General features: G+C 67.0%; 19 protein-coding genes. 4 read left to right on the top strand and 15 right to left on the bottom strand.

Going from position 1 to position 20,989, the window contains the following annotated elements; translation table 11 throughout:
• Positions 1-40 precede the first annotated feature (40 nt).
• Positions 41-1,045, bottom strand: a complete 1,005-nt coding sequence (gap, locus tag ABRP17_RS12805) for a type I glyceraldehyde-3-phosphate dehydrogenase (RefSeq protein WP_188326327.1) — start codon at positions 1,043-1,045, stop codon at positions 41-43.
• A 191-nt stretch (positions 1,046-1,236) separates the two neighbouring features.
• Here gap and ABRP17_RS12800 point away from each other — a divergent pair, with 191 nt between their 5' ends.
• The gene (locus ABRP17_RS12800) at positions 1,237-1,866 is read left to right on the top strand and encodes an OmpW family outer membrane protein (protein ID WP_349986795.1); all 630 of its coding nucleotides are present in this window, start codon (positions 1,237-1,239) and stop codon (positions 1,864-1,866) included.
• 196 nt (positions 1,867-2,062) lie between these two features.
• On the opposite strand, the gene ABRP17_RS12795 is transcribed toward ABRP17_RS12800, so the two are convergent.
• Positions 2,063-2,755: an aspartate/glutamate racemase family protein gene (locus ABRP17_RS12795; protein ID WP_349986799.1), complete on the bottom strand. Its 693-nt coding sequence runs from the start codon at positions 2,753-2,755 to the stop codon at positions 2,063-2,065.
• Between the two features lie 118 nt (positions 2,756-2,873).
• Between ABRP17_RS12795 and ABRP17_RS12790 the strand changes: the two genes are divergently transcribed.
• Both ABRP17_RS12790 and ABRP17_RS12785 read left to right on the top strand, forming a co-directional pair.
• Positions 2,874-3,701, top strand: a complete 828-nt coding sequence (locus ABRP17_RS12790) for a S1/P1 nuclease (protein ID WP_349986794.1) — start codon at positions 2,874-2,876, stop codon at positions 3,699-3,701.
• A gap of 11 nt (positions 3,702-3,712) precedes the next feature.
• A complete protein-coding gene (locus tag ABRP17_RS12785) occupies positions 3,713-4,513 on the top strand; it encodes an MBL fold metallo-hydrolase (protein ID WP_349986792.1) in 801 nt (266 codons plus the stop codon).
• Positions 4,514-4,569: 56 nt separating this feature from the next.
• Here ABRP17_RS12785 and ABRP17_RS12780 read toward each other — a convergent pair whose 3' ends face one another.
• The 3 genes from ABRP17_RS12780 to ABRP17_RS12770 are packed head-to-tail and all read right to left on the bottom strand — an operon-like array spanning position 4,570 to position 6,711.
• Complete coding sequence (locus ABRP17_RS12780) at positions 4,570-5,151, bottom strand: energy transducer TonB (protein ID WP_372486783.1); 582 nt, start codon at positions 5,149-5,151, stop codon at positions 4,570-4,572.
• Positions 5,148-6,356, bottom strand: coding sequence for a TonB family protein (locus tag ABRP17_RS12775; RefSeq protein ID WP_349986150.1), 1,209 nt, complete (start codon positions 6,354-6,356; stop codon positions 5,148-5,150). Before ABRP17_RS12775 ends, ABRP17_RS12780 begins: the two co-directional genes overlap by 4 nt.
• Positions 6,349-6,711 (bottom strand): BlaI/MecI/CopY family transcriptional regulator, encoded by a 363-nt coding sequence (locus ABRP17_RS12770; RefSeq protein WP_349986152.1) that lies wholly within the window; start codon positions 6,709-6,711, stop codon positions 6,349-6,351. Before ABRP17_RS12770 ends, ABRP17_RS12775 begins: the two co-directional genes overlap by 8 nt.
• Positions 6,712-6,917: 206 nt before the next feature.
• On the opposite strand from ABRP17_RS12770, the gene ABRP17_RS12765 reads away from it, so the two are divergent.
• Complete coding sequence (locus ABRP17_RS12765; protein ID WP_349986153.1) at positions 6,918-8,867, top strand: acetyl-CoA hydrolase/transferase C-terminal domain-containing protein; 1,950 nt, start codon at positions 6,918-6,920, stop codon at positions 8,865-8,867.
• Positions 8,868-9,056: 189 nt separating this feature from the next.
• Here ABRP17_RS12765 and ABRP17_RS12760 read toward each other — a convergent pair whose 3' ends face one another.
• The 10 genes from ABRP17_RS12760 to ABRP17_RS12715 form a co-directional block, all read right to left on the bottom strand.
• Positions 9,057-9,740 (bottom strand): ankyrin repeat domain-containing protein, encoded by a 684-nt coding sequence (locus ABRP17_RS12760; RefSeq protein WP_349986154.1) that lies wholly within the window; start codon positions 9,738-9,740, stop codon positions 9,057-9,059.
• A 220-nt stretch (positions 9,741-9,960) separates the two neighbouring features.
• Positions 9,961-11,961, bottom strand: coding sequence for a transketolase (gene tkt, locus ABRP17_RS12755; protein WP_349986156.1), 2,001 nt, complete (start codon positions 11,959-11,961; stop codon positions 9,961-9,963).
• Positions 11,962-12,187: 226 nt separating this feature from the next.
• Positions 12,188-13,516 (bottom strand): dicarboxylate/amino acid:cation symporter, encoded by a 1,329-nt coding sequence (locus ABRP17_RS12750; RefSeq protein WP_349986157.1) that lies wholly within the window; start codon positions 13,514-13,516, stop codon positions 12,188-12,190.
• A gap of 65 nt (positions 13,517-13,581) precedes the next feature.
• Complete coding sequence (locus tag ABRP17_RS12745) at positions 13,582-15,282, bottom strand: BatD family protein (protein ID WP_349986192.1); 1,701 nt, start codon at positions 15,280-15,282, stop codon at positions 13,582-13,584.
• Positions 15,282-17,093 carry a VWA domain-containing protein gene (locus tag ABRP17_RS12740; RefSeq protein ID WP_349986159.1) on the bottom strand — a complete coding sequence of 604 codons (1,812 nt, stop codon included), beginning with the start codon at positions 17,091-17,093 and terminating at the stop codon, positions 15,282-15,284. Before ABRP17_RS12740 ends, ABRP17_RS12745 begins: the two co-directional genes overlap by 1 nt.
• A complete protein-coding gene (locus ABRP17_RS12735) occupies positions 17,093-18,094 on the bottom strand; it encodes a VWA domain-containing protein (RefSeq protein WP_188326315.1) in 1,002 nt (333 codons plus the stop codon). The genes ABRP17_RS12740 and ABRP17_RS12735 overlap by 1 nt, the downstream gene beginning before the upstream one ends.
• Positions 18,091-18,540, bottom strand: a complete 450-nt coding sequence (locus ABRP17_RS12730; RefSeq protein ID WP_349986160.1) for a DUF4381 family protein — start codon at positions 18,538-18,540, stop codon at positions 18,091-18,093. Before ABRP17_RS12730 ends, ABRP17_RS12735 begins: the two co-directional genes overlap by 4 nt.
• Positions 18,537-19,457, bottom strand: a complete 921-nt coding sequence (locus tag ABRP17_RS12725; protein WP_349986162.1) for a DUF58 domain-containing protein — start codon at positions 19,455-19,457, stop codon at positions 18,537-18,539. The genes ABRP17_RS12730 and ABRP17_RS12725 overlap by 4 nt, the downstream gene beginning before the upstream one ends.
• A gap of 5 nt (positions 19,458-19,462) precedes the next feature.
• Complete coding sequence (locus tag ABRP17_RS12720) at positions 19,463-20,500, bottom strand: MoxR family ATPase (RefSeq protein WP_188326312.1); 1,038 nt, start codon at positions 20,498-20,500, stop codon at positions 19,463-19,465.
• 91 nt (positions 20,501-20,591) lie between these two features.
• Positions 20,592-20,876 carry a YkgJ family cysteine cluster protein gene (locus ABRP17_RS12715; RefSeq protein ID WP_188326311.1) on the bottom strand — a complete coding sequence of 95 codons (285 nt, stop codon included), beginning with the start codon at positions 20,874-20,876 and terminating at the stop codon, positions 20,592-20,594.
• Positions 20,877-20,989 lie beyond the last annotated feature (113 nt).

The following is a 20,989-nucleotide window of genomic DNA, read 5'->3' as shown; positions in this document are numbered from 1 at the left end:
CGGCATCGGCCGGGGTTCGCTTATCACGCGGTGAAGCGGCTTACTTGGCCGCGACGACCTTGGCCATTTCCAGGCACTTGTTGGAGTAGCCCCACTCGTTGTCGTACCACGACACCAGCTTGACGAAGGTGCTGTCCAGCGCGATGCCGGCATCGGCATCAAACACCGAGGTGTGGGTCTCGCCGCGGAAATCGGTGGCCACGACCTTGTCTTCGGTATAGCCCAGGATGCCCTTCAGCGCGCCTTCGCTCTGTGCCTTCACTTCGGCGCAGATTTCGGCGTAGGTGGCTTCCTTCTCCAGCTCGACGGTCAGATCGACCACCGACACGTCCGAGGTCGGCACGCGGAAGCTCATGCCGGTCAGCTTCTTGTTGAGTTCCGGGATCACCACACCGACGGCCTTGGCCGCACCGGTGGACGAGGGAATGATGTTCTCCAGGATGCCACGGCCACCGCGCCAGTCCTTGTTGGACGGGCCATCGACGGTCTTCTGGGTGGCGGTTGCTGCATGTACGGTGGTCATCAGGCCGCGCTTGATGCCCCACTTGTCATTGATGACTTTGGCCAACGGCGCCAGGCAGTTGGTCGTGCACGATGCGTTGGAGATGATCGCCTGGCCGGCGTAGGTCTTGTCATTGACGCCGTAGACGAACATCGGCGTATCGTCCTTCGACGGCGCCGACAGGATCACCTTCTTCGCGCCCGCATCGATATGCTTCTGCGCCGTTTCTTTGGTCAGGAACAGGCCGGTGGATTCGATCACCACGTCCACGCCCACTTCGTCCCATTTCAGGTTGGCCGGATCACGTTCCTGGGTCAGGCGCACTTTCTTGCCGTTGACCACCAGGTGACCGCCATCAACCGATACCTCCGCCTTGAAGCGGCCGTGCACCGAATCGTACTTCAGCATGTACGCCAGGTAATCCGGCTCCAGCAGATCGTTGATGGCCACGATCTCGATGTCGTCGCCGAAGTTCAGCACCGCCGAGCGCAGGACGTTGCGCCCGATGCGACCGAAACCGTTGATACCAACCTTGATTGCCATGTTGATGAGCTCCTGCGGCCGCGCACGGCGCGGCGGGATGGATAAGGCCGGTTAGTCTAGCAAACCGCCTTCACTACCGGCGGACAGGACGCGCCAGCCCTCGCGCCCGTCAGGGATTTGATCCGGATCAAGGCGTTGCGTGCAGGGCGGGCAGAGACTGCGGGCATCAACCCCGCAACGAGACCTGCACCATGCGCCGCACCGCCCCCCTGATGATGGCCACCCTGGCCGCCGCTTCGGCCCTTACCGCCGCCCCTGCCATGGCCCAATCCAAGGGCGACTGGACGCTGTCGGCCGGCGTCCACCAGGTTGCGCCGAAATCCAATAACGGCACCTTGGCCGGCGGTACGCTGAAGGTGGACGTGGACAGCGACATCAAGCCGACGATCACCGGCGAGTACTTCATCGCCGACAATCTGGGCATCGAAGTCCTCGCCGCGCTGCCGTTCAAGCACGACATCCGCATCGCCGGCCTGGGCCGTGTCGGCAGCACCAAACACCTGCCGCCGGTGGTCACCCTGCAGTACCACTTCAACAGCGCCGGCAAGGTATCGCCGTTCCTCGGTGCCGGCATCAACTACACCACGTTCTTCAGCGAGGAGACCGGCGGTGCACTGGCCGGCAGCACGTTGAAAATGGACGATTCGTGGGGCCTTGCCGCGCACGCGGGCGTGGACTTCGCCCTCAGCGAAAAAGCCGCCCTGCGGGTGGACCTGCGCTGGATGGACATCGACAGCAAGGTCAAATTGGATGGCCAGGACCTGGGCACCGTCAACATCGACCCGCTGGCGTATGGCGTGTCGTACGTCGTGAAGTTCTGACCGGCGGCGGCTGCTACCTCTGCAGTACCGGTAGAGCCGGCTTCAGCCGGCTGGGCCCTCCCCATGAAATGCCCCGCCGAGCACGGCTCGGCGCTACCGAGGCTGGACCCTCCCATGAAATGCCCCGCCGAGCACGGCTCGGCGCTACCGAGGCTGGGCCTTTCCCATGAAATGCCCCGCCGAGCACGGCTCGGCGCTACCGCTGCGCCAGCAGATGCTGTGCGGCCGCCTGCGCGTGCAGCGCCGTCGTGTCGAACAGGGGCACGCCGGCATCGTCATCCGCAACCAGCAACATGATCTCCGTACAGCCCAGGATGATCCCCTGCGCGCCGCGTTGCACCAGCCGCCGCATGACCCCGCGATAGGCCTCCCGCGAGGCCGGCAGCACGTGGCCGCGCACCAGCTCTTCATAGATCACCCGGTGCACCAGCGCACGATCTGCTGCATCCGGCACGACGACCTGCAGGCCGTGCTGGCGTTCCAGCCGGCCCGTGTAGAACGCCTGCTCCATGGTGAACGCGGTGCCCAGCAGTCCAATGCGCTGGATACCTGCCGCTTTCACCGCCGTGGCGGTCGGGTCGGCGATGTGCAGCAGGGGAACGCCGATAGCGGCCTGCACGGTATCTGCGAGGCGGTGCATGGTGTTGGTGCAGATGACGACCGCGCTGGCGCCGGCAAGCTCAAGCCGTTGGGCCGCATCGACCAGCAGCGTGCCTGCGCCATCCCAGTCGCCTGCGGCCTGCAGCGCCTCGATCTGCGCGAAATCGAAAGACCACAACAGCAGCCGCGCCGAGTGCACGCCCCCGCGGGCCTCCCGCACCTGCTCGTTGATCAGCCGGTAATACTGCGCGGAGCTTTCCCAGCTCATGCCGCCAATCAGGCCGACCATGGTTTCTGACACGCTGCTCTCCTCGACTTCCTGCGTAAGCCAGCATACCGCTGCGTGAGTCCGGCCCCCCGCTTTTCGGGGCAAGCCACCTTGCAGGCCGACCGCTAGAATAGGGCCGATGAAAAGCCCCTTCCCCCTCCACTCTCCCCTGCCCCTTACCGCGCTGGCGCTGGCACTGGCCCTCTGCTCCGCCGATGCGCTTGCGTGGGGCGCACAGGGCCATCGTCTGGTCGGGCGCGTCGCAGAAAGCAGGCTGACGCCCACCGCACGTGCCGAAGTAGACAGACTTCTGGCAAGTGAAGCCGATCCCACGCTCGCCGGTGTGGCCCCCTGGGCCGACCAGCTGCGCGCCACCGACCGGGATCTCGGCAAGCGTTCCGCCGGCTGGCATTACGTCAACATTGCCGAAGACAACTGCGTCTACCAGGCCGCCAAGCACTGCCCGGACGGCAACTGCGTGGTCGAAGCGCTGAAGGACCAGACCCGTATCCTGTCCGACCGCAGGAACAGCGACGCCGAGCGCGCGCAGGCGCTGAAGTTCGTCGTCCACCTGGTCGGTGATATCCACCAGCCCATGCATGCGGGATTCGGCCACGACAAGGGCGGCAATGAGGTCCAGGTGCAGTTCAATGGACGCGGCAGCAACCTGCATTCGGTCTGGGACAGCGGGCTGCTCAATACCCGCGGATTGGACGATGCCGGCTACCTGACGGTGCTGCAGGCATTGCCGCAACCTGCGCTGGCGCGCCGGGTCGACGTGCGCAAGGATGCGGAGGCATGGGCTGAGTCCAGCTGCCGTATCGCGGTTGAAAAAGGCGTTTACCCCACCTCGCGTAAGCTCGGAGACGATTACACCGACCGCTATCGTCCCGTGGCCGAGAGCGAACTGCGCATCGCCGGCGAGCGCTTGGCGCAGGTGCTGAACCGCGCACTCGGCCCGCGCTGAGGAGTCACCCGATGCCTGCCCATGTCCAGTCGTTCTTCCATCCCGACAGCAACACCTTCAGCTATGTGGTGCACGATGTGGCCACCCAGCAGGCTGCCCTGATCGATCCGGTGCTGGACTACGACCCGGAAACCGGCACGGTCAGCGAGACGGCGTTGACCCCTGTGCTCGGGCATCTGCAGGCCGAGGGACTGGAGCTGCGCTGGGTGCTGGAGACCCATGCGCATGCCGACCACGTGTCGGCGGGCCGCTGGCTCAAGCAGCGCTTCCCAGAGGCCACACTGGCCATCGGCGAGGGCATCCGCGCGGTGCAGGCAACGTTCGCCCCGCGCTACGGAGTGGACCTTGCCGCTGACGGGGAGGCGTTCGACCACCTGTTCGTTGATGGCGAAACGTTCGCGCTGGGAACCGTGCAATGCCGGGTGCTCGCGGTACCAGGACACACCAGTGACAGCATCGCCTACCTGATCGGTGACGCGCTGTTTCCCGGCGACTCCCTGTTCATGCCCGACGCCGGCACCGCGCGCTGTGATTTTCCCGGTGGCGATGCCCACCAGCTTTACCGCTCCATCCAGACGCTGCTGGCACTGCCGGACAGCACGCGGGTATACGTCTGTCACGACTACGGCCCGGGTGGCCGCGCGATCAGCAACGAGACCACCATTGCCGAGCAGCGCGCGCACAACATCCACGTACGCGTCGGCACGGATGAAGCGACCTTCGTCGCCAGCCGGCAAGCCCGCGACGCCACCCTGCCGCAGCCCAAGCTGATGCACCCGGCCATCAAGGCCAACCTGCAAGGCGGCGCATAAAAAAGGGGACGGAGGGGATTAAGTCGCAAACGGCCACATCTGTGGCCGTTTGCGACTTAATCCCCTCCGTCCCCTTTTCGTCGGACGTAGTGTCGGCCCTTCACTATTTCGAAAGTGAAGGCGTACAGCAGGCTCACCGGTATGGGCTCGATGCGGTCGGCACCTTCACAGTCAGACGGCTCGCGAGGAAGCTTGCCCGGCGCGAAGTGACAGACGGCGGCGGGCGAGAATCTCCAGTGCTGCACCGCCTCCTGGACCGCTTGCCGCAGCGCCCCGTTCTCGGCTGCCGCACCGGCCCGGCACTCCGTGCGGTCGGCAATCGGGAGACTGCGCTCCACCTTGCCGTCTGCATCGACCACCAGCTGGACGCACACCGTGGTCAACGCCAGCTCCTGGCGCTGTTCTCGATCCCCCAGCACCGGGGGCGGTGCCGTGTGCAGCTGCGGCATGCGGTAGCCTTCGCCGGGTTGCAGGGTGTAGGTCTCCACGGCGCCGGACCCGATACCGGAGGGGGGCAGTGGATCCAGGCGCTGGTGGTCGACATTCTCCTCGCGTGTATCCACCGCCTGGCGGATGTCGTGGCGGGTGCAACCGAGCATCATCAACGCCGCGATCGCGATGGCGGCACGTCCTGTCATGGGCCCACCGGCGGCTGGTCGAGAGCGAACTGCACGGGGATCTGCAGCGTCCCCGGTACGTTTCGCCCATCCCTCACCGCGGGCGTGAATGTCCACTGCCGCGCGGCCTCAACGGTGGCCGCCTCGAACACACCCGCCGGCGTCGCGCTCACGACCCTGACATCACTCGCCTTGCCGTCGGCGTCGACATCAACGCGAAGTACGACCTTTCCGGTGATACCTCGTTCAAACGCCTCTTCCGGGTAGTCGGGGGCCGCCATCTGGGCCGCCTTGATATCGCGGTCAACCGGCGCCGCCGATAGCGCCTGTGCCCTGCCTGCGCCTTGGCTTGCCCAGGCCATGCCGCCTGCACCGATACACAATCCCGCCACTATCAGATAACCGCAGGCGACGGGCACGCGTCCGCTCGTTCCTTGTTTCATCATGGAAATCCTTTCCTTCAACACAGGCTGTCCGCGCCAGTGGCAGGCCACCGGTGCGATCGGGTGGGCCAGTTGCGCTGTCAGCAACGCAGTGGCGTAAGACCGCCGATGGGCCGGATGTAACCGAAGAACGCGGGCATCACAGGCGAGTTCCTGGTCGCGCTGCAGGCGGCGCGCGCTCCAGGCAGCCAGCGGATGGAACCAGAACACGCAGCGCATCAGCAGCACGACGGCATTCACCCAGTGATCGCCATGGTCGCGATGGCTGCGTTCGTGCTGAAGCACGAGATTCCGCTGCTGCGGGTCGAAGCGCGTGTCGAATCCAGGACCCACGATGATCCGCGGCCGCCACACGCCCACCAGCGCAGGCAGCCCCGCGTCCACGTCTGCCTGCCAGCTACCGTCCTCGCGCTGCCGGAGCACGCCCAACTGTCGTTCGAACCGGCGTTGGGCGATGCATGCGCTGAGCAGAGCACGCCCTGCACCCAGCCCCCACAGCGCTGCCAGCAACGTGGGCCCTCCGCTCGCGGTCACCCACGGTCCATTCTGGTTCGCCGCACCCTTCGTCATGGCGAGCAACGCCATACCGTCCGGGAGCGAGGCCGGCGGATACGGCAGCGGCACCACCAGCAGCGTCAGCAGCAGGGGCAACAGCCACCAGCTGCGATACGCCAATGGCCCGCCGCCCAGCCGGAGCAGCAGCGGGCGCGCGACGGCCAGCAGCAGTACGCCCACCGTGAGCCACACGCTGGCCCGCAATAAGAGCATCAGCAGGTCAGTCATCGCCCATCTCTCCGATCAGCCTGCGCAGCTCGGCGATGTCCTGCGGGCTGAGCTGCCCGCGTTCACTGAAATGCGCGACCAAGGGCGCGACGCGGCCCTCGAAGACGCGCCCGATGAACTGTTCGCTCTGCCGGGCCACCCACGCCTCCCGCTGCAGCAGCGGGCGATACAGGTAGCGTCGGCCATCGCGTTCAGCCGCAATCGCGCCCTTGGCCAGCAGGCGGTTGAGCCATGTCTTGATGGTCGGCTCGGCCCAGTCCCGTGCACGCAGGGCCGCGATGACCTCCTCGGCAGCCAACGGCGCCCGCTGCCACAGCACCTCCATCACCACAGCTTCTGCATCGCTGATCTGCATGTACGTTTACGCCTGTAATCGATCATTCGATTACAGACGTAATCGCAGCACGTGTCAAGCAGGAGAAAAAGGGGACGGAGGGGATTAAGTCGCCATCGGCCACGCTGTCGGCCAATTGCGACTTAATCCCCTCCGTCCCCTTTTTAGACGGCGGTTCAAGGCGGTCATGCTGTAATGCGGTCATCACGAACAAGGAACCTGCGCCGATGACCGATCACCTGACCGACCTTGATGCTGCCGTGGATTGGTTGTTGGGACGGGTGCAAGGGGCGGTGCGGATCGGTGCGCCACTGGCCCTGGGCAAGCCGCATCGGCTGCTCAACGCGCTGTATGCACGGGTAGAAAACGATCCCGCACGCCCGCTGCAGATCTACACCGCACTGTCGTTGAACCCGCCGGTGGCGAGCGGCGACGGCCTGGAAGCGCGTTTCATGGGCCCCTTCGCCGAGCGCCACTTCGGCAAGGACGTGGTGCGCTTGGCCTATGCCGATGCGATGGCGCGTGATGCGCTGCCCGACCACGTGCAGGTGGAAGAGTTCTACATGCAGTCCGGTGCGTTGCTGCGCTCGCGGCAGGCGCAGGCCAGCTACACCAGCCTCAACTACACCCACGCCGCGGATGCGGTGGCGCAGCGTGCACCGCATGCCATCGTGCAGAAGGTAGCGCGTCGCGAGGGCAGCGACCGGCTGTCGTTGTCCTGCAACAACGACATCACCCAGGACACGATCGATGCGATGGCCGCGCGGGGATTGCCACGTCCGCTGCTGATCGCCGAGGTGGATCCGCAGCTGCCGTGGATCGGCGGCACGGCCGCCGTGGAGGAAGCCTTCTTCGATCTGATCATCACTCCACCGGGCCCCTACCCCGCGCTGTTCGGCCTGCCGCGGCAGCCGGTCAGCGATGCCGACCATGCCATCGGCCTGTATGCCAGCACCTTGGTGCGCGACGGTGGCACGCTGCAGATCGGCATCGGTGCACTGGCCGATGCACTCAGCCATGCCCTCGTGCTGCGGCATACCGACAATGCGTTGTACCGCCGCGTGCTGCATGCACTGGATCCTCAGTTGGCCACGCATCCGCTGGTGGCGGAGATCGGTGGACTGGGGCCGTTCGAGGAAGGCTTGTACGGTTGCAGCGAAATGCTCAACGAAGGATTTCGCAAACTCGTGCAGTGCGGCGTGATCAAACGGAAAGTGCACGATGACCTGACGCTGATGAAGCGTCTGGACAACGGGAGCGCCTACACCGCCGACCACGCCACCTTGGCGGCGGAAGGCGAGTACCTGCACGGGGCGTTCTATCTCGGCTCGCCCGAGTTCTACGACTGGCTGCGCAACCTGCCAGAGGACGAGTGTCGCGCAATCGGCATGCGCCGCATCAGCGAAATCAACCAGCTGTACGGCAGCAATGAAGAGCTTGAGCGGTTGCAGCGGCGTCATGCGCGCTTCTTCAATTCCTGCATGATGGCCACCGCGCTGGGTGCGGCGGTGTCGGATGCGCTGGAAGATGGCCGCGTGGTATCCGGTGTCGGCGGCCAGTACAACTTCGTGGCCATGGCACACGCCTTGCCGGAGGCGCGCAGCATCCTGATGTTCCGTGCCGCCCGCGATGATGCGGGGTCACGCCAGAGCAACGTGCGCTGGAACTACGGGCATACGACCATCCCGCGCCACCTGCGCGACATCTACCTCGACGAATATGGCATCGCGGATCTTCGCGGTCTGACGGACGCGGATTGCGTGCTTGCGATGGCGGGCATCACCGAGCGACCTTTCCAGGACCCGCTGCTGCAGCAGGCGAAGGAGGCGCGCAAGCTCGGCACCGATGCTCAGCCGGACCCGCGTGCACAGCGCAACACGCCGCAGCTACTGTCGGCCACGCTGGCCGCGTTCCGCAGCGATGGCACGTTGCCGGATTATCCGCTGGGTAGTGATTTCACGGAGCTGGAGCAGGTGCTGCTGAAGGCGCTGGGCTGGCTGAAAGCCAATACGCAGACGCGCGGCGCGAAGCTGCGCACCGTGTGGGCGGCGATCTGGCAACCCGCCGGCGATGGCGATGCGGTGTACCTGCAACGGATGGGTCTGCAGGCACCTGCGAACGTTGGTGAGCGGTTGAATGCGCGACTGCTGCGATTGGCGTTGGCGCGTACGGCGTGATGCGGTGGGCGGGTGCGACCTCCGTAGCGCGGAGGGGTGCTCGGCGGCGGGATTGCGTGGGTGGATCAGCCGGCTGAAGCCGGCTCTACCAAGCGACATTGCACGCGTTGCGCGCGCGGTGGTAGCGCGGTGGCGTGCTCGGTGGCGGGATTGCGCGGAACGATCAGCCGGCTGAAGCCGGCTCTACCCTCAGTTGCAGCTTGATCGGCCGGTCTTGTGGTTGATCGCGCCCTTTCCGATCAGCAGCTGCGCCACGTCGTCGAACCCGCCTTCGCAGGCACCGCTGAGCGGGCTTTCGTTGATTTTCGGTTTTTCGTTGATCGCCACCGCGTTCAGATCCGGATGGAACTGCAGGATGTACTCCACCGTCTCCAGGCGACCGTCCACGGCGGCCACCATGAACAGCGTTTCCTGGTCGCTCTCACGCGCGTCCCAGTCGGTCTCGTCGCGCAGCAGCCCGTGCAGGTATTCGACCACCGCCACGTTGCCGCCCATCACGGCGGACTTGAGCGCGTTGTAAACGTCGGCCCGGTCCGTCGCGCGGATGTCGGCGCCCTGCTCCACCAGGTAGTGGACCATGTCCTCGTAGCCGATGAAGGCCGCCCAGCCCAACGCGGTCTGGCCCAGTGCGTCTTCGTCCTTGGCTTCGAGGTTCTGACCTGCTTCCACGCGTCGGCGGACCTCGGCGAGATTGCCCTGCTTCACCGCGTCGAACCACGCCGCATCGGGACCGGTGGACCGGAAATCATAGAAATTCCGATGCCCCAGCAGATCCGGGTTCGAGATCTTATGCATCTGCTCGACGCTGTAACGGAACAGTGCCGGATCGGCCTTTACGGCAGGCGTGGCCGCCATGGCCGGCAAGCAGCTCATCGCTATCAGGCAGGCAGCGAGAAACGGGGTGGTTTTCATTGAAGGGCCGTCGCGGCTTGGTGCGGACGGGCCAGCATGACAAGGCCATGCACTGCTGGAAACAGGCCAGGCGACAACGCATCATTCCGGCGCCGCGGCCAGAAAACCGCGACGATTCAGCGCGGTCCGATGGACAGCGGGTGCAGCGGGTCGAGGACCCGCTGCACCCTCCAGGCCGTGTTTACAGCGCCTTGGCAGCTTCCACCACGTGCGCGGTGGTGATGCCGAAGTGCTTGTACAACGCGTCAGCCGGTGCCGATGCACCAAAGGTGTCGATGCCGATCACGGCGCCGTCCAGGCCAACGAACTGGCGCCAGAAACCGGTGACGCCCGCTTCGACCGCGACGCGCTTGCGCACGGCGTTGGGCAGCACGCTTTCACGATAGGCCGCGTCCTGACGCAGGAACACATCGGTGGACGGCATGGAGACCACGCGGGTCTTCAGGCCTGCGGCATCCAGCTCCGCCTTCGCCTCGGTGGCCAGCGAGACCTCCGAACCGGTGGCGATCAGGATCACGTCCGGCGTCCCCCCCTGCGCATCCGCCAACACGTAACCGCCGCGCTCGATCTGGATGATCTGCTCGGCGTCACGCGGCTGGTGCGGCAGGTTCTGGCGACTGAACACCAGGCAGCTCGGACCGTCCTGGCGGGTAATGGCGGCCTTCCAGCTGACCGCCGACTCCACCGCGTCACAGGGACGCCACACATCGTTGTTCGGGATGTAGCGCAGCGACGCCAAGTGCTCCACCGGCTGATGGGTCGGGCCGTCTTCGCCCAGGCCGATCGAGTCATGGGTGTACACGTGGATGGCATGTGCCGGGATCAGCGCACTCATGCGCACGCCGTTGCGGGCATAGTCGCTGAACACCAGGAAGGTCGCATCGAACGGCAGGAACCCGCCATGCAGGGCCAGGCCGTTGGCGATCGCGGTCATGCCGAACTCGCGCACGCCGTAATACACGTAGTTGGCATCGGCATCGTCGGTAGCAACCGACTTGCTCGCCTTCCACAGGGTCAGGTTGGAATGGGCCAGATCGGCCGAGCCCCCCACCAGTTCCGGCAGCAGCGGCGCGAACGCTTCGATGGCCAGCTGCGATGCCTTGCGCGAGGCGATGGTCGGGCCTTCCGCGGCGACCTGCGCGATGTAGGCGTCGGCCTTGGCGATGAAATCTTCCGGCAGTTCACCATGCGAGCGGCGGGTCAACTCCTCGGCTTCCGCCGGGAAACGCGCGGCGTACTTGTCGAACTGCTGCTCCCACTCGGCCTGGCGCAGGGTACCGGTACCGCCCGCACGCCAGCCGGCGTAGATCGATTCGGGGATTTCGAACGGACCGTATTCCCAGCCCAGCGCCTTGCGCGTGGCCTCCAGTTCGTCCTTGCCCAGCGGTGCACCGTGGCTGGATTCCTTGCCGGCCTTGGCCGGGGAACCGAAGCCGATGGTGGTCCGGCAGCAGATCAGCGTCGGCTTGTCGTCCTGGCCCAGGGCCGCCTCGATACCGGCCTTGATGCTTTCCGGATCGTGGCCGTCCACGTCACGCACCACGTTCCAGCCATAGGCTTCGAAACGCTCGGGCGTGTTGTCGGTGAACCAGCCATCGGTGTTGCCATCGATGGAGATGTGGTTGTTGTCCCAGAAGCAGACGAGCTTATGCAGGCCCCAGGTACCGGCCAGCGACGCCGCTTCGTGCGAGACGCCTTCCATCAGGCAGCCGTCACCCATGAACACGTACGTGTGGTGATCGACGATCTCCAGCTCCGGGCGGTTGAAGCGCTGGGCGAGCAGCTTCTCGGCCAAGGCAAAACCGACAGCATTGGCGAAACCCTGACCCAACGGACCGGTGGTGGTCTCTACGCCGGGGGTTTCGTGGTGCTCCGGATGGCCGGCCGTCTTGCTGCCCAGCTGGCGGAATGCTTTCAGCTGCTCGATGGGCAGGTCATAACCGCTCAAATGCAGCAGTGCGTACTGCAGCATCGAGCCATGACCGTTGGACAGCACGAAACGGTCGCGGTTGAACCACTTCGGGTTGTTCGGATTGTGGCGGAGATAGTCGTTCCAGAGCACTTCAGCGATGTCGGCCATGCCCATGGGCATGCCGGGGTGGCCGGACTTGGCGGTCTCGACTGCATCGGCGGCAAGGAAACGGATGGCGTTGGCCAACTGGCGGCGGGTAGGCTGCGTCATGGTTCTATAGGAATCAGGGAGGCGGCCGCGGACGTGCGGGCACGTCATTGTAGCGCCGCGCTACGCCGGGCGGACTCACACGGTAACCCCCCGGTCAGGCAACGGGGCAGTCATGCCGGTAGCGCCGACCCATGGTCGGCGAGCGCAGCGGCGCACGGGGGAACCCGCCGAGCACGGCTCGGCGCTACCAGGGCATCATTCGACCCGGTACCGCCGATGCGTGGATTCAAGCGATGCGATCAGGCGCAGGAGTCGGCACCAGCGGGTCTTCGACTTCGCCTTTCGCCACCAGCGTGGTCAAGGCCAGATCGCCGGTGACATTCAGCGCCGTACGGCACATGTCCAGGAAATGGTTCACGCCCAGGATCAGGCCGATGCCCAGCGGGTTCACCCCGACCATCGCGCAGATCATCGCCACCACCGGCAGCGAGCCCGACGGCACGCCGGCTGTGCCGATGCCGCCGAGGATGCAGACCGCCATCACCATCACCTGCTGGCCGATGCTCAGGTCCACGCCGAAGAACTGCGCCAGGAAGATCACCGTGACACCTTCAAACAACGCGGTACCGTTCTGGTTGGCCGTTGCCCCCACCGTCAGCACGAAACGCGACACTTTCTGCGGCAGGCCCATCTCGTCCGCCACGCGCAGCGCGGTCGGCAGGGTGGCATTGCTGGAGGCCGTGGAGAAGGCCATCACCGTGGCTTCCTGCGTATCGCGGAAGAACGCCAACGGCGAGCGGCCGGACAACCAGACGGCCACGCCGTAGGTGACCACCATGTGCAGCCCCAGCGCCAGCACCACCACGCCGACGTAGGCGCCCAGGCGGATCAGCAGCTCGAAGCCGAACAACGCGGCCAGGTTGAACATGAAGCAAGCGACCGCGTACGGCGCCAGGCGGATGACCAGGTTGATCAGGGTCATCGAGACTTCGAAAATACCTTCGATCGCACGACGCAGCGGCGCGACTTTCTCTTCCGCAGTGAGCACCATGCCGATGCCGAACATCAGGGCGAAGAACATCAGTGACAGGATCGCCCCATTGCTGGAGGCAGCGGCGACGATGTTGTTCGGCACGATGGACAGCAGCATGTCCGCGCCCTTCGGCTGGCTGCCGACGCCGGCGACGATCTCCTTGGAGCGCTCCAGGTTCTCGGCCAGGATCTGGTTGGCCATCGCCGGATCCACGCCGACGCCTGGCTTGAGCACGTTGACCAGCACCAGCCCGATGGCCACCGCGATGCTGGACAACACGATGGTGTAGGCCAGCGTCTTCCAGCCAATACGGCCGAGCGAACGCACGTCGCCCATTTCCGACACGCCCATCACCAGCGCGGAGAAGATCAACGGCACGATGAGCATGAAAATGAGATTGAGGAACAGGCCCGAGGCCGGCGTGGTGACGTAATGCATCACCCACTTGGCCGCCTCCATCAAGGCCGGGTTCTGCCCGCCCAGCGCGTGCACCACGAGGCCGAGGACCAAGCCAAGGGCGAAGCCGATGCCCATCTTCCAGTGCAGGGGCATCTTCTTCTTCGCGGGGCTGGCTGCTGTCATCGGGTCGTTTTCCTTACAAGTGAGCGTACTTTAGCAAAGCGCTGCACCCCGCCACGCGGCGTGTTTCAACCGCGCGGATACAGGGGGGGCAACCCAGTCTGCGCGATTTCCACGGGCTGCGACCAGTGCGGACCGTCATGGAAGGCCTCCTTCAGCAGCCGGCGCACCGCGACCAGGTCGCCCTCGCCCGCCCAGCGCGCCTGCTGCAGCGCCTGCAGCGCCGCGCGCTGACGGGGATCGCCCAGCTTTTCCATTACCTGCTCCAGTCGCGCCACCCCGGCCAGGGTGCACAGGGTGGACGCGACCACGGACAGGTCTTCGGACTCCAGCACGCGGCGCAGCGCTTTGGTGGAGGAACGCGTGGCACCAGCGCCATCCGCAGCCGCCACCGGGACGCTCACGTCAGCACGCTGGCGCCCGCGACGCCAGCCCCACCACAGGGTCAGCAGCCATAGCAGCACCAGCCCGCCCACCGCTGCGATCCACGGCCACGGAGCCGCCGCGCGCGGCGGATGCTGGCCGTTGGCGGACAGCTCGCCCTCACTACCCGGCAAGGCGGCGTCGGTATCCACCGGCTGGACCGGCGGCACGGGGGATGCCGCGCCGGCCGCCCCCGTCGCGACGGCCAACGTCAGGTCGGGCAGCGTGCTGCTGCGCGCCTGCCCGGCCGTCACATCCCACCAGCGCAGTTGCATGCCCGGCACGGTCAGGGCGCCCTCGCGGCGCGGCACGACCGCGTACTTGCGCGTGATCTTCAGCTGCGGCGATCCACCGACGAAGGTTTCGTCGTACTGCGCTGGCTCGGCGAAGACCTGGGCATCGGCCCCCACGTCCGGCACCGGCAGTTCGGTGAACTGCGCGCGCGTCGCGCCAACGGCAACTGCTTCGACCTCGATCGTCGCCGCTTCACCGCTGCGTGCACGGTCGGGTGCAAGCGTGTAGCGCAGCCGCAGATCGTGCAGCGGCAGCCAGGGTTGCGGTGCATCCGCCGGTTGTGCCTGCACCTGGAGCGTCTGGTCCGCAGCGGCTGCACGCAGGCGGCCATCGCCGCGGCCGCCGAAGAAATCATCGAAGAAGCTGCCCGCCGAGCGTCCGTCGAAGCGCGCACCAACCAGCGTGAGCGGCCCGCTGCGTTCCGGGATCAGCAGGTAGCGACGCTCAGCCACGTTATAGCGTCGTCCGTTCACTTCGCGCACGTCGGTGCGGTCCTGTCCGACCACCTGCAGCGACGCACCCGCGGGGGTATCCAGCACCAGCGAGCCGGAGGCAAGCTGCGCGGCGTAATACAACCGCACGACCACGCCAACGCTCTGCTGCACATACGGGCTGCGATCATCCACCTCGGTTTCAATGAAGGCCAGCGCGCTGCCGTCATTGCGTGCAGGCGCCGCCTCGCGTACCTGCAGCTGCAGGGCGGGCGTGGACACCGATCCCACCTGCAACGGCGGCAACACCAGGGTGCCGGCCCGTCGCGGTGACAACGCAACGCCGTGCAGCGTGCGGGTCTGCATGCGCCCGTTGCTCCACTCCACCTGGCGGCTGCGGGTCTGGTTGCTGAGCTGGAAGTCGGCGCGCAACGGCGCCAGATCCGGCGCTGCATCGCTGTCGGTCTGGATGTTCAACGTCGCCGTGTCGCCGAGGTCCACCTGGGCGCGGTCGAGCCAGGCACGGGTCTGCGCCTGCGCGCCTGCCGGCAGGCAGAGCAGCATCAGCACCAGCAGCCACGTCGGCATCCGCATGAGGGTATAGGGGGGGGCGTGTCGCATCATGGTCCTTCGCGTTTCCTGCGTTCGGTTTCCAGCTGGAACTTGGCCCGCAGCAGATCGCCGGGCTGGTCCGGTACGCGCCGCATCCAGGCTTCCACCGCCTGCTGCTGTTCGCGTTGCTGCGGAGTCCGGCCATCCGTGCGTTGCGCCGGCTGCTGTTGCTTGCCATCACCATCGCCCTGGCCGCTCTTCATGGCCTGCTGCATGCGCTGACGCTGTTCGGCATCGGCGCGTGCCTGTGCCTGCGGATCAGCGGAAGGCTTCTGCTGCGGCGCACCTTGGCCGTCGTTGTTGGATGGCTGCGCGTTGGGGGTCGTGTTCTGCTGCGACGGCGACGGTGGGGCGCCAGCGCCTGGCGAGCCGGATGCCTTCGGTGGCTGCGCAGGCGGTTGCGCCGGCGGTTGGCCCTGCCCTGCCTGCTGCTGCCCCTTCCCGCCCTGTGACGGCGGCGATGCGCCCGCTTTCGCACCGGGCGGCTTCTTGCGCTTGCGCGCCGCATCCACCACGGCCCGGTTGGCGACCGCATCCTCCATCGCCGGCCGCTGGATCAATGCACGGTCGTAGGCCTGTATGGCCCCGTCCAGATCACCCTGTCGCGCGCGCGCATTGCCGAGGTTGTACCAGCCCTCGGCGTTGTCCACCGCTTCGAACTGCCGCGCGGCGGTGCCGAAATCGCCCTGCTGGTAGGCACGCACGCCTTGTTCCAGACGCTGTTGCCGGCGTTGGTCCAGGCGCAGCCACGGGGTGGCCTTGTCGGCCTGCGCCGACAGCGCGGCTGCCGCCTTTTCCTGTGCCTGCAGCGGCACGGGCAGCATCGTCGATGCGCCCAGCAGCACCAGCACCGACAGCACCGCCGCACGACGGCGAAACGCCAGCAGTGCGAGCAGCATCACCGGCGGCAGCAGCCAGTAGCCCTGGTCCAGCCATTGCCGTGCACTGCCGCGCTCCTGTTCACCGGACACCTGGTCCGCCTGCAGCACGTCCAGTGCCTGCAGGTCCGTACCATCGCGAGCCAGCCGCTGGTAGCGGCCACCGCCAGCTGCTGCCAACCGTGACAGGCTCTTTTCATCAAGTGCGGCGTTGCTGATCTGGCCGCGCCCATCGCGATACGCCGTGCCTGCCGGCGTACCCACGCCGAGCACCGACACCCGCATCCCCTGCGCGTGCGCCTGCGCAGCCGCCGCTACCGCGCCGTCGTCAGCCTGATCGGTCAGCAGCAGGATCTGGCCACCGCGCATGCCGCTTCGCTGCAGCAGCAGCGTGGCCCAATCCAGTGCGCGGTCGGCGCGCTGGCCGTCGGCCGGCATCACCTGCGGCGACAGGGAATCAAGGTAAAGGGCCACATTGGCGACGTCGTCAGTGAGCGGGGCCACGGTGTAGGCGTCATCGGCATAGGCCACCAGCGCGATCTGGCCTCCCTCGCGCTGCTGCAACAGCGAGGCCAGCTTCGCGCGTACCTGCAGCAACCGCGATGGCGGCAGATCGGTAGCGCCGACCCGCGTGGACAGATCCAGCACCACCACCAGCGGCGACTGCGGCTGCAGCAGGGTCTGCGTCTGTTGTCGCCACCCCGGTCCAGCCACCGCCACCACCGCGAGCAACCAGCCCAGCAGTACGGCCCACGGCCAGCGCCGCGCGCTGGCACTTCCGCCCTGCAGCAGATGCGGCAACAGGTGAGCATCCACGGCCTGTTGCCAGCGACCCGCGACGCGACTGCGGCGCCATGCCCACAGTGCGATCACGGGAAGGACCAGCAGCCCCCACAGCAGGTGCGGGCGCGTCCAGTGCACCATCGTCAGAACGTCGGACATCATCGTTGCCGCCCCGGCCACAGCCATGCCAGCGCGCCCAGCAGCATCGCCAACGCCAAGGCCCAGAAATACACTTCGTTGCGTGGCCGCAGTGCCGGCCCGAGCGCCGTCACCGGCTCCAACCGGTCCAGCTCGGCATAGATGCCAGCCAGTTGCGCGGTGTCACGCGCACGGAAAAAACGTCCACCGGTGACGTCGGCGATCCTGCGCAGGGTGGCTTCATCCACCGGATCCTGCGCTTGCCCGATGTCCATGCCGAACAGTTTCATGCCGCCATCGCCGCCGAAGGCGACGGTGTACACGCGGACGTGCTCGGTGGCAGCCAGTTCGGCCGCCCGCAGCGGAGCCAGCACGCCGGCATTGTTGACGCCGTCGGTCAGCAGGATCAGCACGCGCTGCCCCTCAGGCTGGCTGCGCAGGCGTTTCACGGCCAGGGTGATCGCATCGCCGATCGCCGTCTCGCGCCCGGCCAACCCCACCACCGCATCGCCCAGCTGTTCACGCACGCTGGCCAGGTCCGCGGTGATCGGCGTCAACGCGTAGGCGCGGTCACCGAACACCAGCAGGCCGACGCGATCCCCTGCACGCCGGTCCAGGAAGTCCGCAAGCACGGCCTTGGCCGCCGTCAGGCGCTCGACCACCTGGCTGCCCAGCACCATGTCCGGCTCGCCCATGCTGCCGGACACGTCCATGGCCAGCATCAGCTGACGGGCCTGCACCGGCGGGCTCACCGCCTCGCCAAGCAGCTGCGGCCGCGCAAAGGCGATGCACAGGCAACACCAGCCCAGCCACAGCATCGCACGATGAAGGCGGGCGCCGTCATGGCGGGCCTCGCCGGCGATCTCCTGCAGATGCTGCGCCGACCACGGCACGCGCAGGGCAGCCCCTTGCTGGGCCGCCCGCCGCGGCCACCAGCGCATCAGCCAGGGCAGCGGCAAGGCGAGCAGCGCCCACGGCCACGCAAGCAGAAGATCCGGCCACGGCCAAGCGGGCAACGTCATCGCGCGCCCTCCTTCAACAGCGACACGTAGCGTGTGCGGGCCCAAGGTTCCAGCGCGGCAAGCTGCTGCGGGTCCACGTGGGGCTGGTAGGCCCCGTGCAGCAGGAGCGCTTTCTGCGGCGGGGACAGCGAACCCGTCGGGTCCACCACCTGCAACCACGCATCGCCCTGCAGCACCTCATCGCCGGGCCGTTGCTGGCGTGCTGCACGACGCAGCAGGACCAACAGCGCCGCCACCCGTGCAGCGGCCGTGCCGGCGGCGGCGAGCTCGGCATCGAACTGCCGTTGCCAGGCCCGTTCGCGGCGAAGGCGCCGCGCACGCAACAGCAGCGGGATCGCCAGCAGAAGCAGGACAACGGCGGCCACTGCCCACCACCCCGGCGCGGGCGGCCACAGACTCGGCGCAGGGGGCAGGTGCACGTCGCGCAGTGGCAGGTTCGTGCTCATGCCACGACCTCGCGTACGGCCGGTGACAGCCAGCTCGCGCTGTCTACGTTGGTGGCCACGACATGCACCGCGATACGTCGCGCGGCAAGCGTCTCTTGCAACTGCTGCAGCGGATCGGCGAAGTGGGCCTGCCAGTGACTGCGCACGGCACTGCTGCGCAGGTCCACGCGCACGCGTCGCGATTCGGCCAGGAACGCCAACGCATCACGCGGCGGCTCCAGCTCCAGGGGATCCACCATCAACAGCACATCGATTTCATGATGCTGGGCGAGTCCCGCCCATTGCGCCAGCGGGATCGCGGCGGCGCGCAAGGGATCGGCCAGCACCAGCATCCGTGCACCGGGACGCAGCACGCGCCGGGCCTGGTGCAGCGCATGCTCCAGGCCTGCATCATCCGGTGGCGGAGCGGCATACCAGCGGCTCAGCGCATCAAGCACCCGCAGCACACCACGCGTGCCGCCGGCAGGTGGAATCGGGGCCTCGGTCAAGCTGCCGCGCAGGGCGGCCAGCCGATCACCGCGACGCTGTGCCGACCAGGCCGCGACCGCACCGACCCGAGCGGCCTGCACGGATTTGAACCGCGTACGGGTGCCGAAATAGAGCGCCGGGTCGGTGTCGGCGACGATCAGGCTGACGCGTTCGCGCTCAGCCTGGAACAGCTTGGTATGGGTGCGGCCGCTGCGTGCGGTCACCCGCCAATCGATATGCCGCGCGTCATCACCGGCGACGTACTCGCGTGATTCTGCATACTCCATCCCCCGCCCGCGCATCGCCGACGGTGCCTGCCCGGCCTGCCCTACCCGGCCTCGCCGCGGCGCCGGCGGGCGCACGGCGGAACCGCGCAGCGCGACCAGCTCGGCCAAGGTGGGCACCAGGCCATCGCCTGCGGCGATGTCATGACTGTCGTTCACCGGCATGGGGTTCAGGGTGCCGGCACGCGGGCCAGCAGTTCCTGCACCAGCCGCTCGCCATCCCAGCCCTCGGCGACGGCTTCGTAGCTGGGCAGCACGCGGTGACGCAGCACGTCGCCGGCGATCGCGCGCACGTCGTCCGGGGTGACGAAATCACGCCCGGCCAGCCAGGCACGGGCACGCGCGCAGCGCTCCAGCGCGATCGAACCACGCGGACTTGCGCCCCAGGCAATGCGTCGTGCGAGGGCCGCATCGTAGCGTGCGGGCTGACGCGAGGCGAGGACCAGTTCAACCAGATAACGCTCCAGCGCCGGCGAAAAATGCAGGTCCAGCACAGCGCGACGCGCCGCGTAGACATCGGCCATCGGCATGCGCGGGGGCGCGGTCGCGGGCGCGTCCAGCGCACCCCGCGCACGCTCACGCGCCAGGCGCAGGATCTCGGTTTCCGCGCCCTCGTCGGGGTAACCGATGCGCACATACATCAGGAAGCGGTCCAGCTGCGCTTCCGGCAGCGGGAAGGTACCTTCCTGCTCGATCGGGTTCTGCGTGGCCATCACCAGGAACAGCGGCGGCAGCGGATACGTGTGTCGACCCACCGTGACCTGGCGCTCGCCCATCGCTTCCAGCAGTGCGGACTGCACCTTGGCCGGGGCGCGGTTGATCTCGTCGGCCAACAGGATCGGGTGGAAGATCGGGCCGGGCACAAACTCGAAGCGGCCTTCCTGCGGGCGCCAGATTTCGGTACCGGTCAGATCGGCCGGCAGCAGGTCCGGGGTGAACTGCACGCGGGAAAAATCCGCGTCCAGTCGGCTGGCCAGCGCGCGGATCGCCGTGGTCTTGGCCAGCCCGGGCGCGCCTTCCACCAACAGGTGGCCGTCAGCGAGAAGCGCGATCAGCAGCCGCTCGACCAGCTCGGCCTGGCCGACGATCTCCGTACTCAGCGCGGCGCGCAGCGTCTGGAAGTCGTCATGCAGTCGCGCATGCTCGGGCGTGGCCGCGATCAGGCCGGGGGTCGGAAAGGTGTCGGGTATGGAGGGAGGTGTATTCATGGCATCCATATGACCTCCGCAACGCGCGATAGGTTCCATGCCCATGATGGCAGGATCTGCATCGGGTCTGCGTCAAACCCGGTCAGCGGCATCAGCCCTGCGCAGAACCGTGTTCGTAGTAATCCTCGCGGATCGCCTCGCAGTAGGGTCCCGCCATGGTGAATCGGTGGCAGACGGCCGGCCGGATGTCATAGATACCGCAGCGCATCTGCGTACGGTCCATCGCCACACACCAGCCGTCCTCGCCCCGCGCCATCGCCCGCTTGCCGCTGGTGTGTTCGGTCGTCAGGTGCAGCGGAACGGCGTCGTCCGCCTCGAGAATGGCGGTCAACCTGCAGCACACTGCATCACATCTGGAACAATCCGCTACTGTCATTGGAGACCACCTCGGTCAGCCGCGGCGCGCTCCATCACGGGCGCAGCTCCCAGGCCGACAAAGCGGGGACGGTACGCCCCGCACCGTGCCACGGCAATGAATTTGCGGAAGGC

The organism is Stenotrophomonas sp. WHRI 8082, from assembly GCF_040223995.2.
Taxonomy (GTDB): domain Bacteria; phylum Pseudomonadota; class Gammaproteobacteria; order Xanthomonadales; family Xanthomonadaceae; genus Stenotrophomonas.
The sequence above is the reverse complement of the archived record's forward strand: the minus strand, read 5'-3'. Positions and strand labels throughout refer to the sequence as shown.

What these genes read in the sequence shown, in the direction of transcription:
- gap (WP_188326327.1), bottom strand. Translation starts at nt 1,045, where the DNA reads ATGGCAATCAAGGTTGGTATCAACGGTTTCGGTCGCATCGGGCGCAAC.
- ABRP17_RS12800 (WP_349986795.1), top strand. Translation starts at nt 1,237, where the DNA reads ATGCGCCGCACCGCCCCCCTGATGATGGCCACCCTGGCCGCCGCTTCG.
- ABRP17_RS12795 (WP_349986799.1), bottom strand. Translation starts at nt 2,755, where the DNA reads ATGGTCGGCCTGATTGGCGGCATGAGCTGGGAAAGCTCCGCGCAGTAT.
- ABRP17_RS12790 (WP_349986794.1), top strand. Translation starts at nt 2,874, where the DNA reads ATGAAAAGCCCCTTCCCCCTCCACTCTCCCCTGCCCCTTACCGCGCTG.
- ABRP17_RS12785 (WP_349986792.1), top strand. Translation starts at nt 3,713, where the DNA reads ATGCCTGCCCATGTCCAGTCGTTCTTCCATCCCGACAGCAACACCTTC.
- ABRP17_RS12780 (WP_372486783.1), bottom strand. Translation starts at nt 5,151, where the DNA reads ATGACAGGACGTGCCGCCATCGCGATCGCGGCGTTGATGATGCTCGGT.
- ABRP17_RS12775 (WP_349986150.1), bottom strand. Translation starts at nt 6,356, where the DNA reads ATGACTGACCTGCTGATGCTCTTATTGCGGGCCAGCGTGTGGCTCACG.
- ABRP17_RS12770 (WP_349986152.1), bottom strand. Translation starts at nt 6,711, where the DNA reads ATGCAGATCAGCGATGCAGAAGCTGTGGTGATGGAGGTGCTGTGGCAG.
- ABRP17_RS12765 (WP_349986153.1), top strand. Translation starts at nt 6,918, where the DNA reads ATGACCGATCACCTGACCGACCTTGATGCTGCCGTGGATTGGTTGTTG.
- ABRP17_RS12760 (WP_349986154.1), bottom strand. Translation starts at nt 9,740, where the DNA reads ATGAGCTGCTTGCCGGCCATGGCGGCCACGCCTGCCGTAAAGGCCGAT.
- tkt (WP_349986156.1), bottom strand. Translation starts at nt 11,961, where the DNA reads ATGACGCAGCCTACCCGCCGCCAGTTGGCCAACGCCATCCGTTTCCTT.
- ABRP17_RS12750 (WP_349986157.1), bottom strand. Translation starts at nt 13,516, where the DNA reads ATGACAGCAGCCAGCCCCGCGAAGAAGAAGATGCCCCTGCACTGGAAG.
- ABRP17_RS12745 (WP_349986192.1), bottom strand. Translation starts at nt 15,282, where the DNA reads ATGCGACACGCCCCCCCCTATACCCTCATGCGGATGCCGACGTGGCTG.
- ABRP17_RS12740 (WP_349986159.1), bottom strand. Translation starts at nt 17,093, where the DNA reads ATGTCCGACGTTCTGACGATGGTGCACTGGACGCGCCCGCACCTGCTG.
- ABRP17_RS12735 (WP_188326315.1), bottom strand. Translation starts at nt 18,094, where the DNA reads ATGACGTTGCCCGCTTGGCCGTGGCCGGATCTTCTGCTTGCGTGGCCG.
- ABRP17_RS12730 (WP_349986160.1), bottom strand. Translation starts at nt 18,540, where the DNA reads ATGAGCACGAACCTGCCACTGCGCGACGTGCACCTGCCCCCTGCGCCG.
- ABRP17_RS12725 (WP_349986162.1), bottom strand. Translation starts at nt 19,457, where the DNA reads ATGCCGGTGAACGACAGTCATGACATCGCCGCAGGCGATGGCCTGGTG.
- ABRP17_RS12720 (WP_188326312.1), bottom strand. Translation starts at nt 20,500, where the DNA reads ATGAATACACCTCCCTCCATACCCGACACCTTTCCGACCCCCGGCCTG.
- ABRP17_RS12715 (WP_188326311.1), bottom strand. Translation starts at nt 20,876, where the DNA reads ATGACAGTAGCGGATTGTTCCAGATGTGATGCAGTGTGCTGCAGGTTG.